This window comes from Cohaesibacter marisflavi (assembly GCF_900115225.1).
GTDB classification, from domain to species: Bacteria; Pseudomonadota; Alphaproteobacteria; order Rhizobiales; family Cohaesibacteraceae; genus Cohaesibacter; species Cohaesibacter marisflavi.
The window spans coordinates 615,789-633,964 of sequence record NZ_FOVR01000002.1 but is presented as its reverse complement, the minus strand read 5'-3'; the positions used below and the strand labels follow the sequence as shown (position 1 = coordinate 633,964).

Below are 18,176 nucleotides of genomic sequence, written 5' to 3'. Positions count from 1 at the left end.
TATCGATTGTGCGACTGGTTGTCGCAGTCAAAAGACTTACAGATCTGCAAAATCAGCATATCTGCCAATCATTACAATGCCTTAATGTTCCACCCTGATCCAGATCTCTATGGTCGCATGCTGCTTAAGTGGCACAAAAATATTCATGCCCGATGCACTTTATACACGGATATCCCAAAGGCTGACCAAGCGATTTTGTCTATACAGAGAAAATTGCCCCGCCACGCGCCTCTAAAGACTTATGTAGAATCACGATTTCCGTTTAGTCTCAAATAGATAAACAGCAGATAAAATACTTCTTTTAAACGCAATCACCTGCGTTCACGGATGGATCCGGTCGTCTTTTGCCCGCTTTGATCGGGTCAGGCGCGAGGTAATCATCGGGGTGAGCAAGACCAACCCGAGATAGCGCACCAGATGGTGACCGGTGACATAGGCTGGGTTGAGATTGATCAGGAAAGATAGCAGCACCATCGTGTCAAACCCACCCGGCGCGAAGGCAAGGATCACCTGCCCCATGGGGAAATCGAGCAAAGTGGCGCACAGAACAGCCGCCGCCCCCGAAACGCCAGCGGAAACCATCAAGGATAACATAGAGATACCCGACAAGCGGACAAGATCCCTGACAGAAATGGCAGCAAAGCGTCCGCCGATATTGATGCCGACGGTCAGATAGCCCGGTATGGTGAACCAGTTCGGAAAAGGCTCATGATAAAAACCTGTCAGATAGAGCGTTCCCGAAACGGCAATGCCTGACAACATGAGGCCTGAAGGAACGCGCAAACGCAGCATGATGGGCACCAGCAATGCGACGCCTGCCACCATCATTGCCAAATGCAAGACATCAAGCGTCACGGTATCTGCGGTCACGCGACTGGTCACGCCATCGGTAAAGGGCATCAGAATGATTGGCAGAATCGAGACCAGCACAAACACGCGCAAGCTCTGGGCGATTGCCACCCTGGTCATGTCTGCTTTGGATTCTTCGGCGATGACCATGATGTAGCTGAGCGCCCCGGGCAGCGAGGAAAAGAGGGCCGTGGCATGGTCCCATCCGCCCACCTTGCGCAAGACCCAGTAGGCCGAGGCCGCAATGACCACCACAGTCACGGCCAGCATGAGAATGCTGAGGGGCCAGGCGGCGATGGCATGCAGCATTTCGGGAGAAAAGCCGGACCCGAGAATGAGCCCCACTTGCGCGAAGCCCAGATCCCGCAAAAGTGTTGGAAGGTTCAGATGTACCCCCGCCAACGACGTGATGGCGACAGCCAGAAGAGAACCGGTCAGCCAGGCGGCAGGAAACTGCACCCAATGAGCAAGCGCGCCCCCTGCCATTGCAATCAGATAGAGTCCGATGACATGAAGCACCTTTGTGCCAAAGCCTTTGCCCAATCCGTGCACGCCTCCCTTGCTTGAAGCTTTGTCATCTTTTTCCGAAGGCATTGGCGATCACCGCAAACAGGATATCAGGGGAGTAAAAGAGCCAGATCACTATGCCGACCAGAAGCGGCCGACCCGGCTGGAGCGTTGGCAATAGAGAGATAAATACTGGGCTTTGATGTGCTGTACCAACCTGGAGGGACCAAGGCAAGCGGGGCATTATCAGGTAGCATCCCTATATTCTCTTGGCAAGCTGTCAGTCCCTGCAATCCGCCCGGAAGGGCAGCCCCCGTCAAGACAGGTTTATGGTCCGAGCCGACATAAGGGCGCCACACACCCCGTGCTATATCCATTGCACAAGCTGGCAGAATTCGCCCGCTTTGCTATTGGCGCAAAAACTGCTAAATATCGAGCCTGCACCACTCGCAGGTTGCGTTGACAGATAAAGAGCAAGAACACCCATGAAAATCATTTGGAGCCAAATTCAGCCCCGGATGCCGCGCATGATCAGCGCGCATCGTGGTGTGGCCATTGTTTTTGCCACAGCGCTTCTTGCTGCCTGCTCCACGCCAACGGGCGTCAAATTCACGCCATCGCCCACGGATGTCCAGAGCATCGAGCCGGTTCTGGTCGCAACCAGTCGCTCACCGATGCAGAATGCTGACTATAGTGGCGATCGTGATGCTAAATTGCACTTGGCCTCCTATCAGGTATCCATTCCCAAAAGTCACAAGGTGGGACAGATAGAATGGCCGCGCAACAAGCCTGATCCCAAGCGTCATTTTGCCGTCGCCTCGGTTGATCCATTCGATGATCCCAAAGCCTATCAGGCCCGACTTGGCACAATGGCTGCTGAGGCCAGCGCTAAACTGGAAAACGCCCCTCGTTCGGCCGCCTTGTTCGTGCATGGCTATAACACCGATTTTTCCGAAAGCCTCTATCGCGCTGCTCAGTTGCGCCACGATTTTGATCTGGCCATGCCGTTGACGCTGTTTAGCTGGCCATCCGCTGGCGAAGCGGGCCTTTATATTTATGATCGAGACAGCGTGAAGACATCACGCGATCAACTGGCCTCAGTGATCAAATTAATGGCTTCCTCGCAGCTTGATGACATCGTCTTAATTGCCCATTCTCTGGGTTCGGAATTGCTGATGGAAACCCTGCGGCAGATAGCACTGGCCAATCATGGCGCCCTGCCCTCCAAGATCCATTCCATCATTCTGATTTCGCCGGATCTGGACATCGATGTGTTCAATGCACAGCTAAGTGCCATCAAGGTGCTGCCGAGAGAATTTGCCATTTTTGCTTCACAAAAAGACAGGGCGTTGCAACTCTCCAGTTTCCTTGCAGGTGACCGGAACAGGGTTGGCAACAATATCGATGAAACCAAGATCCGCCGGGAAGGCATCACGGTGATCGACGTGTCCGAATTTACCGGTGGAGACGGTATGAACCATATGACGGCTGTTACCTCACCCAGCCTCGTTGCGCTGCTCAAGGGCATGACAGCAAGCAACCAGCAGGTATTCCTCAACGCGCCGGGGCAAACCCAGACCTTCTCCGATGTTGTCGTCGACACAGCCACCTTGCCATTGACCCTTGTAGTGAAAACGACAAGTGCTATCTTGAACCAATAGTCCCGCGTTGCCGCGCAAAGCTGTTTTGACCGAAGCCGACGTCTGCCTCGCCGTCTGACTCTATACGAAAGCCTGTGATGACAATTTGGTAAGAATTGACAAGGCTCAAAGTACTTTCCCTGACCAGAGATCTAAATGCCACAATGACCAATGTGACCTTGAAATACGCAACGCGCTCAGTGCCGCGTTATACCTCCTATCCCACCGCCCCGCATTTTTCCAATGCCGTGGGAGCCGAGACCTACGAGCAATGGCTGCAGGCGGTTGATCCACAAACGCCGATCTCTCTCTATCTGCATGTGCCCTTCTGCGATTCCATGTGCCATTATTGTGGCTGCTACACCAAGGTGACCAAGCAGGAAAAGCCGCTTCGGGACTATACTGATCATCTGGTGAAGGAAGTGGCGCTCGTGGCCAGCAAGCTGCCAGCCAACCAACCCGTCAGCCATATTCACTGGGGTGGCGGCACACCATCCATTTTGCCGCACGATTGTTTTCTAAAGGTCGTGAATGCGGTCCGATCACATTTCAGCTTCATAGACGATATGGAGCATGCCATCGAGCTAGACCCACGCACGGTGACGCCAGAGCTGGCAGAAACCTTGCAACTGGCGGGCATTACGCGCGCCAGCCTCGGTGTGCAGGATTTTGATCTCAAGGTGCAGGAAACGGTCGGACGCGTCCAACCCTATGAGCAGGTCAGGGCATCGGTGGACGCTTTGAGGGCCGTCGGCATCGAGAAGATCAACCTTGATCTGATGTATGGACTGCCCTTCCAGACGCTGGAGACCGTCCGAGAGGCGGTCGCGTTGACCGTAAGCCTTGATCCCTCCCGGTTGGCACTGTTTGGCTATGCCCATGTGCCATGGATGAAAAAGCATCAGCGCCTCATTCCGGAAGACAAGCTACCGGATGCGGAAGAACGCATTGCGCTGTTTGACGCGGCAACCCATGCACTGGAACAGAATGGCTATGAAAAAATCGGACTGGATCATTTTGCCAAGGCGGATGACCCGTTGGCCGTGGCGGCCCGCGCAGGCACCATGCGGCGCAATTTCCAGGGCTATACCACCGATGAAGCCGAGATCCTGATTGGCATTGGCGCATCATCTATCGGCAAGATGCCCCAAGGCTATATCCAGAACAGTCCTGACTTCGGCGGCTGGGAGCGGGCTGTTGATGCAGGCACCCTGCCCATCGCACGCGGTATTGAACTGGATCAGGATGACCGGGCACGCGCCGCGATCATCATGAGCCTGATGACCGCCTATGAGGTCGATGTGGCTGCTGTGGCCGAAGCGTTTGATGTTGATCTTGCGCCCTTGCGTGCCTGCTATCCGCATCTGGAAGAACTGGAAGCAGATGGCATCGCCGAGCGCAAAGGAGACATTGTGCACGTAACACAAACGGGTCGCCCGCTTGTGCGGTTGGTGTCAGCCGTCTTCGACGCGTATCTACAGACCGGCAAGGCCAGACACTCCGTCGCCGTCTAGATGCCCAATTCCGGCTCCCGATCCACCGACCGGTTTGGGAGCCATCCTTCTTTGAATCAATCAAAAGAAGGGGCGTTTTCAACTTGCGACCATACCGCGAAACACGCACGCGAAAACGCATACGACATTGGTTTGAAAATCTGCCGAATGTCCGTCCCAAACACAAAAACCTACCCATTCGGATAGGTTTTAACACGCATAACCTAGCGCTTGTTTTGTGGATATCTCTCAGAGAGTAGTTAGTTTCACCTAACTAGAATTTGCCAGTCAAATGGCATAGGCCACACACATTCATCACGCGAATGCGGTCCTGTTTCTCCATCGTGATGACCTTGCGTCTCTTCATATCGGAAAGAACACGGCTCACGGTCTCAATGGTCAGGCCCAGATAGTCGGCGATTTCCTGACGCGTCATATATAATGTAACCACGGACTCGTCTTCGGTTTCAGACTGCGGGCCGGAGCAGGCAAAGCCGCCGCGGTTGGGAACAAAGCGCATGAGGAAGGATGCAACGCGCTCATGTGCGGATTTCCGGCCAAGCAGAACTGCATGGTCATGCAAATTCTGAACCTGGGAAATCAGGCATTTCTTCATGTGCTGCTGGATTTCGTCAGACCCTTCGGCATCCTTGCGCGAGATCATGTGCACGAGGGTTTCTGTCAGGGTTTCTGCTGAAGTATCATAAACTTCACCGGCTGGAACGCCAAACAGGTCACCGGGACCGAGAATTTCAACAACCTGTCTGCGGCCATCCGGCAGGAGCTTGTAAAGCATCACTGAGCCGTCCGCGACTTCATAGATGTTGTTGGCAGGATCGCCTTCAAAGAAGACGACGCCATGTGCGGGGAAGGTTTTGTGTCGGCTCTGATCGCTTGACATAATGCCTTTAAATTCAGATTCGATGGGGAAGTTGGATCGACAACGCGCCGCACCGGTATCAAACTCGGCTTTTGGCATTCTGACAATTCGTTCTTCCGGCATCACTCGTTTTCTCCCGATTCAGACCGCCACGGCCTTTGAACCAATATAATTATTTTCAGAAGACTGTCAGCAGCTATACGACATGTTGACCGCCGTAGCAATCTGTCCAACTGAAAATACTTATTACACGTATTTTCACTTACCGCATCAATAAATGCAATCAAAACATGGTGAAACGATGACGCTTGACAGCTGGAGAGCATGCGCCGGGGCGCTCAAAGCTATGCGATCAGACAAAGATAGCGTGGGAAAGAGGCATTTTAAGACGGTTTCGAAAATCAGACGCCGTCATTTACAAACCGACGTGGGAACAAAATAAAAGGACCGGGATTACTCCCGGTCCCATTGGCCATTGCCCCTCATCCTGCTGCACATCCTGTGTGCCTGCGGGAGAGAGTGTCCTCCTGTTTGGCCCCTGTCCACCCTTCGGCTCTCTACAAATAGATGCTCGACGGCGGCAGGTTGGCCTATCAATGGCCGGTCAGTACAATACGAACGAGGTCAGCCGTATTGCGTGCTTTCAGTTTTTCCATGATGCGCGCCCGATGCACTTCAATTGTGCGGGGCGAAATCGCCAGATGCTGGCCAGCTTCCTTGTTGGAAGCCCCTTGCGTTATCTGCAACAATACATCACGTTCGCGCGGCGTCAAGGTTTCTGCACGCGGGAAGCTCCAGTTGGTTAGTGCCGACTGACCCGGATCCGGAGCCTTGTTGGCGGTTGCCAGAATTTTCTCGATACGATCAACGACCTGCGTGCCATCGAAAGGTTTTTCGATAAAGTCGTGCGCGCCCTGTTTGATGGCTGCGACGGCCATCTGAATGTCGCCTTGACCGGAAATGATCATGACCGGAGCAGAGATATGGCGGGCGGCCAGCTCTTCGAGCACTTCCATACCGGAGCGGCCCGGCATATGAACGTCGAGCAAAATGATCGACGGGATGGAATCGCGCAGGTTTGCAAGGAAATCCTCTCCATTCGAGAATGTCTCGACGTGATACCCTTCCAGTTCAAACAGAACCGACAAAGCGTCCCTCACAGCGGGATCGTCATCAACAATATGGATAGAAGGATGTAAGTCAGTTGTCATGTTGTCTTCGCCTCTTGGCTCTATTCACGCTCTTAAGGGGCCGGTGAACTTTGTTGGTGACTGCCCGAGGGTTCTTCTTCATTTCCAGCTTGCGGGGAAGTTCGAATAGAAGACCGGGAAGCGATGGGCAGGGTCAAAACAAAGCAGGCTCCCGGCTGCTTGTCATCAAAGGGTGCCAGTTCCAGGCTGCCGCCATGGCTCTGAGCAATGGAGCGAGCAATCGCCAGGCCGAGGCCCATACCATTGCGCCGTTCCGAATCGAAGGCTTTGAAAAGATTGCTGCGGTGTGTTTCCGGCACACCCGGGCCGTTATCCTTGAAGCGTACGACCAGCCGTTCCTTTTCCTCGGAATCAGAGGTCCTCTCAAGGGATAGGGTAATCGTGATCGCCTTATTCTCGATTTCGTGCAGAGCCTGAAAGGCATTGCGCAGGAGATTGAGGAAAATCTGTTCGATCTGAACCGGATCTACCCAGACCACGGGCACGTCATCAGGGGCGATGAGATCCACCTGCACATCCGTTGCTGCGAACCCGACCAGAGCCAGTTCGTGGGATTTGCGGATGATATCCACGATGTCGCAGGCGCTACGCTCCGGTTCCTTCTTCTCGATGATGGAGCGGATGCGCTGAAGCAGAGAAGACGAACGCTGGGCTTCGCGCACGCACCGACCGCAGAGATCAACAAGTTTATCGATTTCCTCACGGCTACAAGGCTTCTGCTCATCATAGGATTGCAGCTTGCGCTCGATGGCCTGCAAATAGAGGATGATCGCGGTCAGCGGCTGGTTGAGCTCGTGGGCAACGGTTGCGCCCATCTCGTCCATCGCGTTGATCCGCGTGAGCTGATTGAGTTCGGTCTGAAGATTGCGCAAATGCTCTTCAGCCTGCTTGCGACCGCGCAAATCGCGCATCACGCCGATGAACTGCTTTCCATCTTCGGTTTCCGCAACGCCAACGGAGAGATCAAACGGAAATGTTGATCCATCCTTGTGACGACCGACGACTTCGCGCCCGATACCGATGATCGAATGCTCGCCTGTGCGCAAGTAGCGTCCGACCCAGCCATCATGATGCTGGGCATATTGCTCGGGCATCAGGATATCAACGGATTTTCCGATCACCTCATCTGCGCTATATCCAAACATGACTTCTGAAGCCTTGTTAAACAGAAGGATACGGGACTGCTCGTCAATGAGGCAGACCGAATCAGCCGCCACATCCAGCAAGGATGTGAGGCGCGAATCGAGTTCACCGATCGGTCGGAATGGACGCTCTGGCCCGTCATAGGCTCGCGTTTGCATTCTTTTGGGGCCATTGATGGTCACAGATCCGTTCATTCTTTCTTCTTCTGTTGACAAGAGTCTGACCTGAAAAGGAAGTCCTGCTGATTCTAGGTGTTTTTCCGAAGTATAGCGTATTTCACCGGCTTAGCCATTGGTTCAGTCGGTAAATTGCCTGATCCAATTTGTCCGGATTTGTCGCGAAACATAGTCGCATAAATGCGGACCCGCTTTGACCAAACGCAAACCCGGGCGCCAAACCAACATTTGCTTCATCAACCAGCCGTTTTGCAATGATGGAAGCGTCTGCCTCCCCTTCGAGCCCGAAAAAGAAATAGAAACTGCCCATGGGCGGAGCAAAGCGAATGGCATTATGTCCCTGAAAGGCGGCAAGCAGCTTCTCGCGGCCAGAACGGGCTCGCTCTATTTGCTCTGCAATGAACAATTCACCATCATTGAGCGCAACGCTCGCAGCCTTCTGCATGAATGGTGCTACGCCGGACGTAGAGCATTGCGTCAGGTTGCCGATAGTGGGAATCAAGGAAACCGGCGCCGCCAGCCAGCCGACGCGCCAGCCGGTCATGGCCCAGTTTTTCGACATGCTGTTCACATAAAGGATCTTGTCGTCCTCTTCCGCGATCTCATAAAAGGACGGCGCTGTCTCCCTGTCGTCGCCGAAATAGAAGCGGGTGTAGATTTCGTCGGCGATGATCCAGATGTCTCGTTCACGCGCAAAATCAAGAATCGCCTTCAACTCATCAAGCGTCGCCACCCAGCCGGTCGGGTTGTTCGGGGTGTTGATAAAAAGGGCCCGTGTCTTGTCCGTGCAGGCATCAAACAGCTCGTCAATATCCAGCTTCCAGCCTTCGGGGTGGAAATGCAGCGGCAGATCGACGGGCTTGCCCCCCGCGACGAGCACAGCAGAGCCGATATTCGGCCAGGCCGGAGACGGGACAATGACCTCCTCGCCAGCACTCATGACCAGGCGCACCGCCAGTTGGATTGCCTGCATGCCCGAACCGGTCACCGAAAAGCGGTTGGCATCGAAGGGGCGCCCATAGAGGCGCTCATGATAGCGTGCGATGGCTTCGCGCAGCTCGGGGATACCATTATCATAGGTGTAGAAGGTTTCGCCCGCCTTCAGAGCATCTTCAGCCGCCTTGCAGATGAAATCCGGCGTAGGCAGAGCGCCTTCCCCGATCCAGAGGGGAATGACGTCTTCCCGACCTGCCGCGTAAGATCTGATGCCGGTAATGCCACTGTCAGGGGCGTTACGGGCTTCCGGACTGAGATGCGCCAACAGGTCGGTGCTTGCGGGTAAGGAAGATGGGGTCGACATTGGATCGGTCATGGTCTGCTCTGAAAGGACTGGTGCTGTTTTTGGTTTTATTCAGCAAAGGGAATGGAACGGCGCGCAAAAGTTTACTGTCCCGAATAGTGCTATCGGGGATCTAAGTATAAAGAATAAATATCTTTGCGGTTTTTCCCCCAAGAGTGCAACAAAGAGGGTGCGCTTTTCCGTCCCATGTTTGCTGTCAGGGGGACGGTTTTCCACCAAAATGACCCCGCAGCACAGCTCGGGCACGGCCTCCCGCGATGGCGACAAGTCGCGCCAATCCGGGCCTTTCGGCCAGTCGCTTGCACTTGTTACCCCCAATTGTTCAGATCTGTCCTTAAAAATTGGTCTAAATTTCTGCGGCCAAGGCGCTCTTTCTGGTGCCTTTGAAATTTCTTATGCTATATCTTTGAAGACTCTAAACAAGGAGCAGGCTTCATGCTTCAGGGCTGGATGGTTGTTCTCACAACCCTTCTCTATATCGGGCTTCTGTTTGCCATTGCGTCATACGGAGACCATCGGGCGCGAAACAAGACAGCGGCTCAACGCCATCCTAGCCTTTATGCGCTCTCTCTGGCGGTCTATTGCACCAGCTGGACCTTCTTCGGGTCTGTTGGCATGGCAAAGGCCAGCGGGCTTGATTTCCTAACGATCTATATCGGCCCTGTCATCGTCTTCACGCTGGGCTATCCCCTTGTCTGGCGCATCATCCGGCTTTCCAAAACCGAGCGCATCACCTCGATCGCCGACTTTCTGGGCGCCCGCTATGGCAAGAACCAGCAAGTCGCAGCCGTTGCAACCATTATCGCGGTGGTGGGCACAATGCCCTATATCGCACTGCAGCTCAAAGCTGTCGCCACCTCGGTTGCCACGCTAATCCAGCATATGAATATCGCCTTCCCCACCGGGTCCGTGCCCGTGTTGGCCGATATTGCCTTCTTTGTCGCCCTTGCCATGGCTGTCTTTGCCATTCTGTTCGGCACGCGCCATGCGGATGCCACCGAGCATCAGGGCGGGCTGATTTTGGCCGTTGCGGCGGAAAGCGTCGTCAAACTGTTTGCCTTTCTGACCGTTGGACTGTTTGTCACCTTCTGGATTTTCGATGGACCGTTTGACCTGTTTGCCAAGGCTGCCGAAGCGGGCATCTCCATCCATGGGGTGGAAGATGGGCCGGATGCGATCCACTGGATTGTGTTGTCCATGCTCTCGGCCAGCGCGGCGCTGCTTCTGCCGCGCCAATTTCATGTCGCCGTAGTCGAGAATACCTCCAAGAAATCTCTGGTTCGGGCCACATGGCTGTTTCCGCTTTATCTGGTCGGCATCAACCTGTTTGTCATTCCCATTACACTGGCTGGCCAGCTTGTACTTGGGCCCGGGGTGGATGCAGATAGCTATGTGCTGAGCCTGCCGATGGCCGTCAATGCGGATGCGATCACGCTGATCGCCTTTCTGGGCGGCCTTTCGGCTGCCACCGCGATGGTCATCATATCCTCGGTTGCGCTAGCCATCATGATCTCCAATGATCTGGTTATTCCGTTCATTCTGAGGCGGCATGCTGATACCGCCATCGATGCACCAGATATGGGACGATTGCTCCTCAATGTGAGACGTATCTCGATTCTTGTGCTGTTCACTCTGGCCTATGCCTTCTATCGACTGGCGGTCAACAACAGCTCTCTGGCTCAGATAGGGCTGATTGCCTTTGCCGCCATGGCGCAGTTTCTGCCGGCCCTTGCCGGAGGGCTCATCTGGAAGCGGGCCAATGCGCGCGGCGCGATTGCCGGTCTGGTGACGGGCTTCATTATCTGGGGCTATACATTGCTTCTGCCAATGTTTGCCCAGTCGGGGCTGTTCCCGACCAGCTTCATGACCCAAGGCCCCTTCGGGATCGAATTTCTCAAGCCGCAGGCGCTGTTGGGGACGGATCTGCCGCCTTTGCTGCATGGTGTTTTCTGGAGCATCCTGTTCAACATCATCGCCTATTCGGCTGGCTCGGTTTCCCGTCGGCCAGAATTGATCGAGCGTTTGCAGGCGAACCTGTTCGTGCCGGATGAATTGCGCCCCTCCCCAAGCTTGCGTCTTTGGCGCTCCATGCTGTCTGTCGGCGACCTGGAAGACATGGTCGCGCGCTATCTGGGGGCCGAGCGCACGCAGCGCAGCTTCCGCTCCCATGCCCAGCAGCGGGACATCCTCTATGACCGCAATATGGAGGTGGACCCGCTCTTCATGCGCTTTGCCGAGCAGTTGCTGGCCAGCGCCATTGGGGCGGCCTCCTCCCGACTTTTGATGAGCCTGTTGATCAAGAAGCGGGAAAGTGCCCCCAAGGGCACGATGAAGCTGCTGGATGATGCGTCCGAAGCGCTGCATTATAACCGCGACCTGCTGCAAACGGCGCTCAACCATGTGCGTCAGGGCATCGCCGTGTTTGATGCGGACTTGCGGCTCACTCTCTGGAACCGCCCGTTCCGTGACCTGTTGCGCATTCCTGCCGATTTTGGGCAGGTCGGCACGCCACTCTCTTCGGTCCTTAGCCATATTGCGGCGCGTGGCGATCTGGGCGAAGGCTCGGTGGAAGATCTTGTCAGCCATCGCCTTGACCTGATCGTTGTGCAGCAAGCCCCCTATCAGGAAAGCATGGCAAGTTCGGGCCTGACGCTGGATATTCGGGCCAATTCCATGCCCGATGGCGGTATCGTCATCACCTTCACCGATGTTTCCGAGCGGGTGCGCGCCGAGCGGGCGCTGGAAGCGGCCAATGAATCCCTTGAACGACGCGTGAAGGATCGCACCCGCGAGCTGATGCATCTGAACGATGCCTTGCGCAGCGCCAAACAGGCCGCAGAAGAAGCCAGCGTCTCCAAGACCCGCTTCCTTGCCGCAGCTGGGCACGACATCATGCAGCCCATGAATGCGGCGCGCCTTTATACGACGGCACTAGTCAACCGCCTTGAAGCACTCTCAAAAGCCGATGAAGACAATGCGGGGCTGGCAGAGAGCGCCGTCATGTCGACCAACATCGATAGCTCGCTTGAGGCGGTGGAAGACATTCTGGCCGCCCTGCTCGATATCGCGCGGTTGGATTCTGGCGCCATGAAGCCGCAGCTTTCTGCTTTCCCGATAGACGAGATGCTCGACCGAATGCGTATAGATTTTGAGCCACTGGCCCAAGAGAAGGGGCTCAAGCTCAGGATCGTCTCTTGCGGGCTGCATGTGCGCTCCGACAAGCATCTGCTTCGGCGGCTTTTGCAGAATCTCATTTCCAACGCCATCAAATACACCACTGAAGGCACGGTTCTGGTCGGCTGTCGCCGCCTTGACAGCGCCATTGAAGTGCAGGTGCATGATACTGGAGTTGGCATTCCGCCCGAACAGCAGGAAGAAATTTTCCTCGAATTCCAGCGGCTCGATGAAGGCGCTCGTATTGCGAGCGGGCTCGGGCTCGGCCTCTCCATCGTGGATCGTATTTCCAAGGTGCTCGACCATCCGATCCGGTTGATGTCCACGCCCGGACAAGGCTCTGCCTTTGCCATCAAGCTGCCAGCCTTCCGCCTGCTCCACAGCGCCAGCCGCGCAGAGGCACCGCGTTCCATGGCCAACCAGCCGCTCAGCGATCTTCGCATTCTGTGCGTGGATAACGAACCGGTCATTCAGGATGGCATGAAAGTGATGCTGGAAGGCTGGGGATGTGATGTCATGATCGCCTCGTCTCTAGAAGAGGCGGAAAAGGTGCTTGAGGAAAGCGAGAAGGTGCCGGATGGTATTCTCATCGACTATCATCTTGATGAGATGCTCGGTACTGAGGCTTGCGAAAAGCTCCGCGCCAAATTCGGACAGGAAATCGCTGCCAGTCTGATTACGGCGGACCGCACCACAGAGGTGCGCGATGAAGCCAAATCCAAAGACATGGCCATTCTCAACAAGCCGGTCAAACCGGCCCAGCTGCGAGCTCTGCTCAATACCTGGAACATGACCGCCATCCGCAAACGCGGGCAGTAGAAGCACCGCTTGAATAGAGTCGTGTGGAGTGTCGGCCAGCCAAGAAGTGGCACAGGATGGGTAAGATATATATCCAACAATAAAAAACCCGCAGCCGAACTGGCGCGGGTTTTATAATTCAGGTTTCCTTGAAGCCTCATCAAGGCTTCAAGAGGGCCAACAGAGCGCTCTAGCTCTTGGCGCCAATAGCCTGCCACTGGCCGGCTTCGATCTTGGCGGCAGCAATCACGGCCTGCGTGCGGCTGTCTACATTGAGCTTTTGCAGGATGGCCGAAACGTGCGCCTTGACGGTGGCTTCGGAAACGGAAAGCTCATAGGCGATCTGCTTGTTCAGAAGCCCTTCGGAGAGCATCATCAAAACGCGAACCTGTTGCGGCGTCAAAGTATTCAGACGTTCTACAAGATCGGTGATTTCATCGCTATAAGGAGCGCTGAGATCGATGCTTTCAGGGACCCAGGTTTCACCGTTCAGAACGGCGCGGATGCCTTGGGCGATATCGTCAATCGGCAAGGATTTCGGAATGAAGCCCGACGCGCCGAACTCCATGCAGCGGCGAATGGTCGGCACATCCTCACTGGCAGAGACAATAACAACCGGAATGGCCGGATATTGCGCTCTCAAATAGAGCAGTCCGGAAAATCCGCGTACGCCCGGCATGGATAGATCCAGGAGCACAAGGTCCATATCTTCGAATTGTTCGAGCTTCTCGCCCACCTCTTCCAGCGTTCCGGCTTCATGGATGGCTATCTGATCAAAAATTGTTTCCAGTGTCTGGCGTAGCGCCCCACGAAACAAAGGGTGATCGTCCGCGATAATGATGTTAAGCGAAGCCTGTTGCACTTTCGGTCCTCCCCAGCGACTGAACGGAATGATTGGCACCTCACAAAGGACAAGACTTTATCATTCCACGATGCGTATTCTCAGGTCCTCAAGCCCACTGGCCTTCTGTCTGCTTGAATACGCGCAACCATTATTGTCATCTTCATCTCACAGCAGATGAAGCGACCCCTCTACAAGAGGTTTTGAAGACAGACAACAGAACAAGTCAAGGCCCAACACCCTGTTTCCTGTTGACGATACTGCCAAGCAAGCAGTCCCTGTCTTCATGTCAAGTTTTGTCAAAGTGTCACAAAACCCAACACACGAATAAGTTGCCAAGATAAACTTCGGCTACTTTAGTTCAAACTATGAGCGGTTGCATTGCGGTTGGCAAGTGATAGCTGCGATATATTGAAAATTTAGTCCATTTAATCAGATATTTCTGCTGGAAACGCTCTAATCAGTTGGCTCTTTGGGGAAATTGTTCCAAGCGGCAGCATTTTGCCGTATTGCATCCCGGTTAGGTTGTTTTACACCACAGGAATCACCTGCCCCTTGTTGGGAGATCGGAGGCGCCACCATGAGGGCCTGCAGCATAAAGCACCAGTGCATCAGCGCTTTCTTGTCATGAAACAAAGACATCTGGTCGTAACATTGCACCCTTACATTGCCCGCGCATTTGGGGCGTGTATCGGTTAGCCGTCACCTTGCCGTCATTTCTCCCCTGCAGCCTGCCCATGTCCGCTGTCATGGGTGTCATCAAGCCATGAGCACGCCAAAGCGACCAAGACGAGGGGAAATCTGATCATGAAACTGTTCGAAATGGCGACCCGCGCCAATTTACCCCCGGTTGACGACACACTCAAACAAGACATCTTGCAGTCAGAGCGCACATACCCGATGCATAAGACGCTCTTTGATAAAGTGGAAGCCCTGCATTTGCTCGAAACAGGGGGCGAGGTGCTTGAGGAGACGTCCCTTTCCGACTCCCTCTGCGTCATGGGCTGGAACATGCAGCGCTGCCTTTATCCCGAACAGAGTGCGGAATTGCTCCGGCCCCATGCGCCCGATGTCATCGTACTATCTGAAATGGATTGCGGCATGGCCCGGACCCATCAGCGCAACACAACACGCGCGCTCGCTGACTGTCTGGGTATGCGCTATGCATTCGGGCTTGAATTTTTCGAGCTTGGGCTAGGCAATGATCTTGAAAGGCGGCTGGCTGCCGATGATCACAATGAAAAAGGCTGGCACGGAAACGCCATCCTCTTCAGAGTGCCTCCGGTTGCCCAGGCTCTCATCCGCCTTGATGCATCCGGGCTCTGGTTCTGTCCCGACGACGGCTTGAGCAATAGCAGCGTTTCAAAACAACCGCGCATTGGCGGACGTTGCGCTGTTGCGGCGATCCTGCCGACGCAAGCGGGCGACGTTTGTGTTGCGTCGGTGCATCTTGAAAGCCTTGATGATCCCTCCATTCGGCTTGCCCAGATGGAGCGCCTGATCGCAGCGCTGGATGTCTTTGCCCCTTCTCTTCCCACTATCATCGCGGGGGATCTGAACACTGCTTTCACCCCTGAAAATGGTGCCGCACTGCAAGAGCCTCTTTTTAGGGCGGCGGAACGTCATGGCTACAGCTGGGAGAATAATGCTCAGGGCACAACAACCCGCTCAAGCCTTTTAACCTACAAGCCCCGGCCGCCATGCAAGCTGGACTGGTTCTGCACAAGAGGCTTTTCCTGCCACGGGGCGTATATCCTGCCCGCCGTCAATGACATTGGCAGCTCCCTCTCCGATCATGAAATCATCATGGGTCGATTTGAACGCGCCTAAAGCGCGAAGATACACTGATTACGGCAGCGCCCCGTTTCCCATCAATGTCCGGCGGACATGTCCTCAAACGCGATTGTCGTCAAAATCCTTGCGGAACTCTTTCACAACGCCAAAGAAGCGCCGCATCATGGCTTCCCCCATATCAAGGAAGCGTTCAAAGTCACTTGCCATTTCCTCATCTTCGTCAGCAGAGGGGGACGAAGGCCTTTTGCCTTCGCTTTCAGGGGCCACATCATTTTCGGACGGAGCCATTTCTGCTTGTTCGGAAGACTTTTCATGCGCGGCCTTGCCGGAGGATTGATCTTCAGATGCCTGACGCAGGGCGTCCTGTAGGCTTTCAATGCGTTTGGCCTGCAGCAAGCTGCGCTGCTCCAGCGTATCGAGACGTTGGGTCATATAGTCGACCTTGTCTTCAAGCAGAATATTCAGCCGACGCTGGGCATCAAGATCATTGGCGATGCGCCCCATCTCCGCGAGCAGTGGCGCGCGCCAGTTGCCCGCATCTTCAGAGACGACCGTCGGGGCCTCCGTCTCTTTGTCTGACGTCTGCTGTTGAGAAACATTTGGAGTGGCACTTTGCGCGTGCACCGGCGCGGATGGCACCACGCCACCAACGAGGCAGACAGCCCCCAATCCTGCAAAAACAGCGTTCCTTGAGAAAAGCGGGCAAGAGAAGGCATCACACATGAGCGTATCCTTTATCCGGAGCAGGCAATTTACGCAGGCCATGACATACGCGCCATGACACGCTCCCCATGGGCATCACTGGCAGCCACAGTCTTTTGGGCGTCAAACCATCAAGATACAGGAGTCAAACAACCTTTTGTGGCCCTCTGCATGGGCTTTTGACACAAAGCCGAATCTTCCCGCAAACCAACGGTCCGGGTGAATTTTATCAGATTAGGTGGGAAAATTGTGATGAAAATCAGATCGCGCCGTGCATCTGTTTTTCGCTCTTGCGCTTCTGGGACATCGATTGTCGGTAATTCTCTACCTCGCGATGCACATGCCGGGTAGGAAAGCCCACATGCTCGACCCGCCATTTGGTAAGGGCCGCAAAGGTTTTGACCGAAACATCCTGCTCTAGCAACAATCGGGTGAGAATACGGTTGGTTTCACTGGCCAGCAGATGCTCCATGGCATTGGTCGACAGGCCCGGGGCATCCTTCAGCAGCCAAATCACATCCTCCTTGCCTTCCTTGGAGATCAGGGTTTCCAGCAGATTGTCGAAGGTCAGTTCACCGAGATTGATTTTGACCAGCAGTTCATCGCGCGTCGGATCGTCGCTCAACTCGTCCGTTTGGAAAAGCCTTGCTTCCATATCGGCGACCAGCTGTTCAAGCGTGCCATCAAGGGTGGCGCGAGAGAGCGGATCTGGCAGGAACGGGCAGCCCTGTTCGGCATGGCGACGCATGCGTTGCTGGAAGACCTGATCAGCCAAACCACGAGCTGCCATGAGCGACTGGATTTCAAGAGAGGTCTGGCAAATGATGGCGCACAGCAAAAGGGCATTACTGGAGAAGTCACTGCCCAGATTGCGCAGCAATTCGCACACCACTTCATTTTGCCCGCGAGACATCAGAGCATCCACCACCGGCTCTGGCACCCGCTGGCGGCGAGCAATGGCGCGCAACACGCTTTCGCTACGCTCCCTTGCTGCCTGTAGCAATGTTTCCTGACTGAGCATGGGAGAATATTCATAAAGGGTCGTAACCAGCTCATCATTCTCGCCTGCAAGCTTTTCGGCGAGCGGCGTGGAGATATGCCTGGTGCGAGCCAGCAAGGTGATGATGTCACGACGCACGGAAAGGTCGATCTGGTCATACAGATCCAGCACGAGCGACGAGAATAGTTCCCGTTCGGCATCCGTCGGCTCGTGCCCTGTACGGCGCACATATTCAGCGGCCACCTTACGCACCAGCAAGGAGCGGGCCGAGGGGTCTTTTTCCCGAGCCAGAGACTGAAACTGATCGACGATATCGTCCGTCATGAATTCCCCAAAAAGCACGACTGCAGCCAAAGAGCATGCACCCTTTTTTGTTAAAGCACGAAGCTCAGACTTGCCCATTTCACCAATAACACAACGCGCAAGAAATGCGCGCAACTTGAGAATAGGATTAAATTCTTAAGGAGATCTCCATATTCAGTTAAATTGTTGTTACTCTTTGCCCTTTTTTCCGGTCTTCAGAATATTTCCAAGTCTTTGGCTCCGGTGTCCGGCGGGATCAGACATGGCGGATTTTCGCAATTTTTGGACATGGTTGTTTTTCTGCCATATTAGAGCATCATGATCTGGAGCCTGACTGAAAATCTTATTTTGGTTGCCATAAACTT

Annotated in this window: 12 protein-coding genes; 4 read left to right on the top strand and 8 right to left on the bottom strand. The window is 54.6% G+C overall.

Translation table 11 applies throughout. The annotated features are described in order from the left end of the window. Window positions 1-321: 321 nt before the first annotated feature. A complete protein-coding gene (locus tag BM258_RS06225) occupies window positions 322-1,443 on the bottom strand; it encodes an AbrB family transcriptional regulator (protein ID WP_090070091.1) in 1,122 nt (373 codons plus the stop codon). A gap of 398 nt (window positions 1,444-1,841) precedes the next feature. On the opposite strand from BM258_RS06225, the gene BM258_RS06220 reads away from it, so the two are divergent. Further along, window positions 1,842-3,017 (top strand): alpha/beta hydrolase, encoded by a 1,176-nt coding sequence (locus BM258_RS06220; protein WP_090070089.1) that lies wholly within the window; start codon window positions 1,842-1,844, stop codon window positions 3,015-3,017. 143 nt (window positions 3,018-3,160) lie between these two features. Then, the gene (hemN, locus tag BM258_RS06215; RefSeq protein ID WP_090070086.1) at window positions 3,161-4,510 is read left to right on the top strand and encodes an oxygen-independent coproporphyrinogen III oxidase; all 1,350 of its coding nucleotides are present in this window, start codon (window positions 3,161-3,163) and stop codon (window positions 4,508-4,510) included. Between the two features lie 253 nt (window positions 4,511-4,763). On the opposite strand, the gene BM258_RS06210 is transcribed toward hemN, so the two are convergent. From BM258_RS06210 to BM258_RS06195, 4 genes are all read right to left on the bottom strand, one after another. Further along, on the bottom strand, window positions 4,764-5,492 hold the full coding sequence (locus BM258_RS06210) for a Crp/Fnr family transcriptional regulator (RefSeq protein WP_210186671.1): 729 nt from the start codon (window positions 5,490-5,492) through the stop codon (window positions 4,764-4,766). A 470-nt stretch (window positions 5,493-5,962) separates the two neighbouring features. Continuing rightward, window positions 5,963-6,580 (bottom strand): response regulator transcription factor, encoded by a 618-nt coding sequence (locus tag BM258_RS06205; RefSeq protein WP_090070083.1) that lies wholly within the window; start codon window positions 6,578-6,580, stop codon window positions 5,963-5,965. Between the two features lie 32 nt (window positions 6,581-6,612). After that, complete coding sequence (locus BM258_RS06200) at window positions 6,613-7,917, bottom strand: two-component system sensor histidine kinase NtrB (protein ID WP_244544608.1); 1,305 nt, start codon at window positions 7,915-7,917, stop codon at window positions 6,613-6,615. An 82-nt stretch (window positions 7,918-7,999) separates the two neighbouring features. Then, on the bottom strand, window positions 8,000-9,211 hold the full coding sequence (locus BM258_RS06195) for a pyridoxal phosphate-dependent aminotransferase (RefSeq protein ID WP_090070080.1): 1,212 nt from the start codon (window positions 9,209-9,211) through the stop codon (window positions 8,000-8,002). Between the two features lie 423 nt (window positions 9,212-9,634). Here BM258_RS06195 and BM258_RS06190 point away from each other — a divergent pair, with 423 nt between their 5' ends. After that, window positions 9,635-13,192 (top strand): PAS domain-containing hybrid sensor histidine kinase/response regulator, encoded by a 3,558-nt coding sequence (locus BM258_RS06190; protein WP_090070078.1) that lies wholly within the window; start codon window positions 9,635-9,637, stop codon window positions 13,190-13,192. Window positions 13,193-13,361: 169 nt separating this feature from the next. Here the strand turns inward: BM258_RS06190 and BM258_RS06185 are convergent, their stop codons facing one another. Further along, on the bottom strand, window positions 13,362-14,033 hold the full coding sequence (locus tag BM258_RS06185; protein ID WP_090070075.1) for a response regulator transcription factor: 672 nt from the start codon (window positions 14,031-14,033) through the stop codon (window positions 13,362-13,364). A gap of 786 nt (window positions 14,034-14,819) precedes the next feature. On the opposite strand from BM258_RS06185, the gene BM258_RS06180 reads away from it, so the two are divergent. Next, a complete protein-coding gene (locus BM258_RS06180; protein WP_090070072.1) occupies window positions 14,820-15,842 on the top strand; it encodes an endonuclease/exonuclease/phosphatase family protein in 1,023 nt (340 codons plus the stop codon). A 63-nt stretch (window positions 15,843-15,905) separates the two neighbouring features. On the opposite strand, the gene BM258_RS06175 is transcribed toward BM258_RS06180, so the two are convergent. Both BM258_RS06175 and BM258_RS06170 read right to left on the bottom strand, forming a co-directional pair. Further along, window positions 15,906-16,529 (bottom strand): hypothetical protein, encoded by a 624-nt coding sequence (locus BM258_RS06175; RefSeq protein ID WP_090070069.1) that lies wholly within the window; start codon window positions 16,527-16,529, stop codon window positions 15,906-15,908. Between the two features lie 238 nt (window positions 16,530-16,767). Further along, on the bottom strand, window positions 16,768-17,832 hold the full coding sequence (locus BM258_RS06170; protein ID WP_175527946.1) for a DUF2336 domain-containing protein: 1,065 nt from the start codon (window positions 17,830-17,832) through the stop codon (window positions 16,768-16,770). Window positions 17,833-18,176 lie beyond the last annotated feature (344 nt).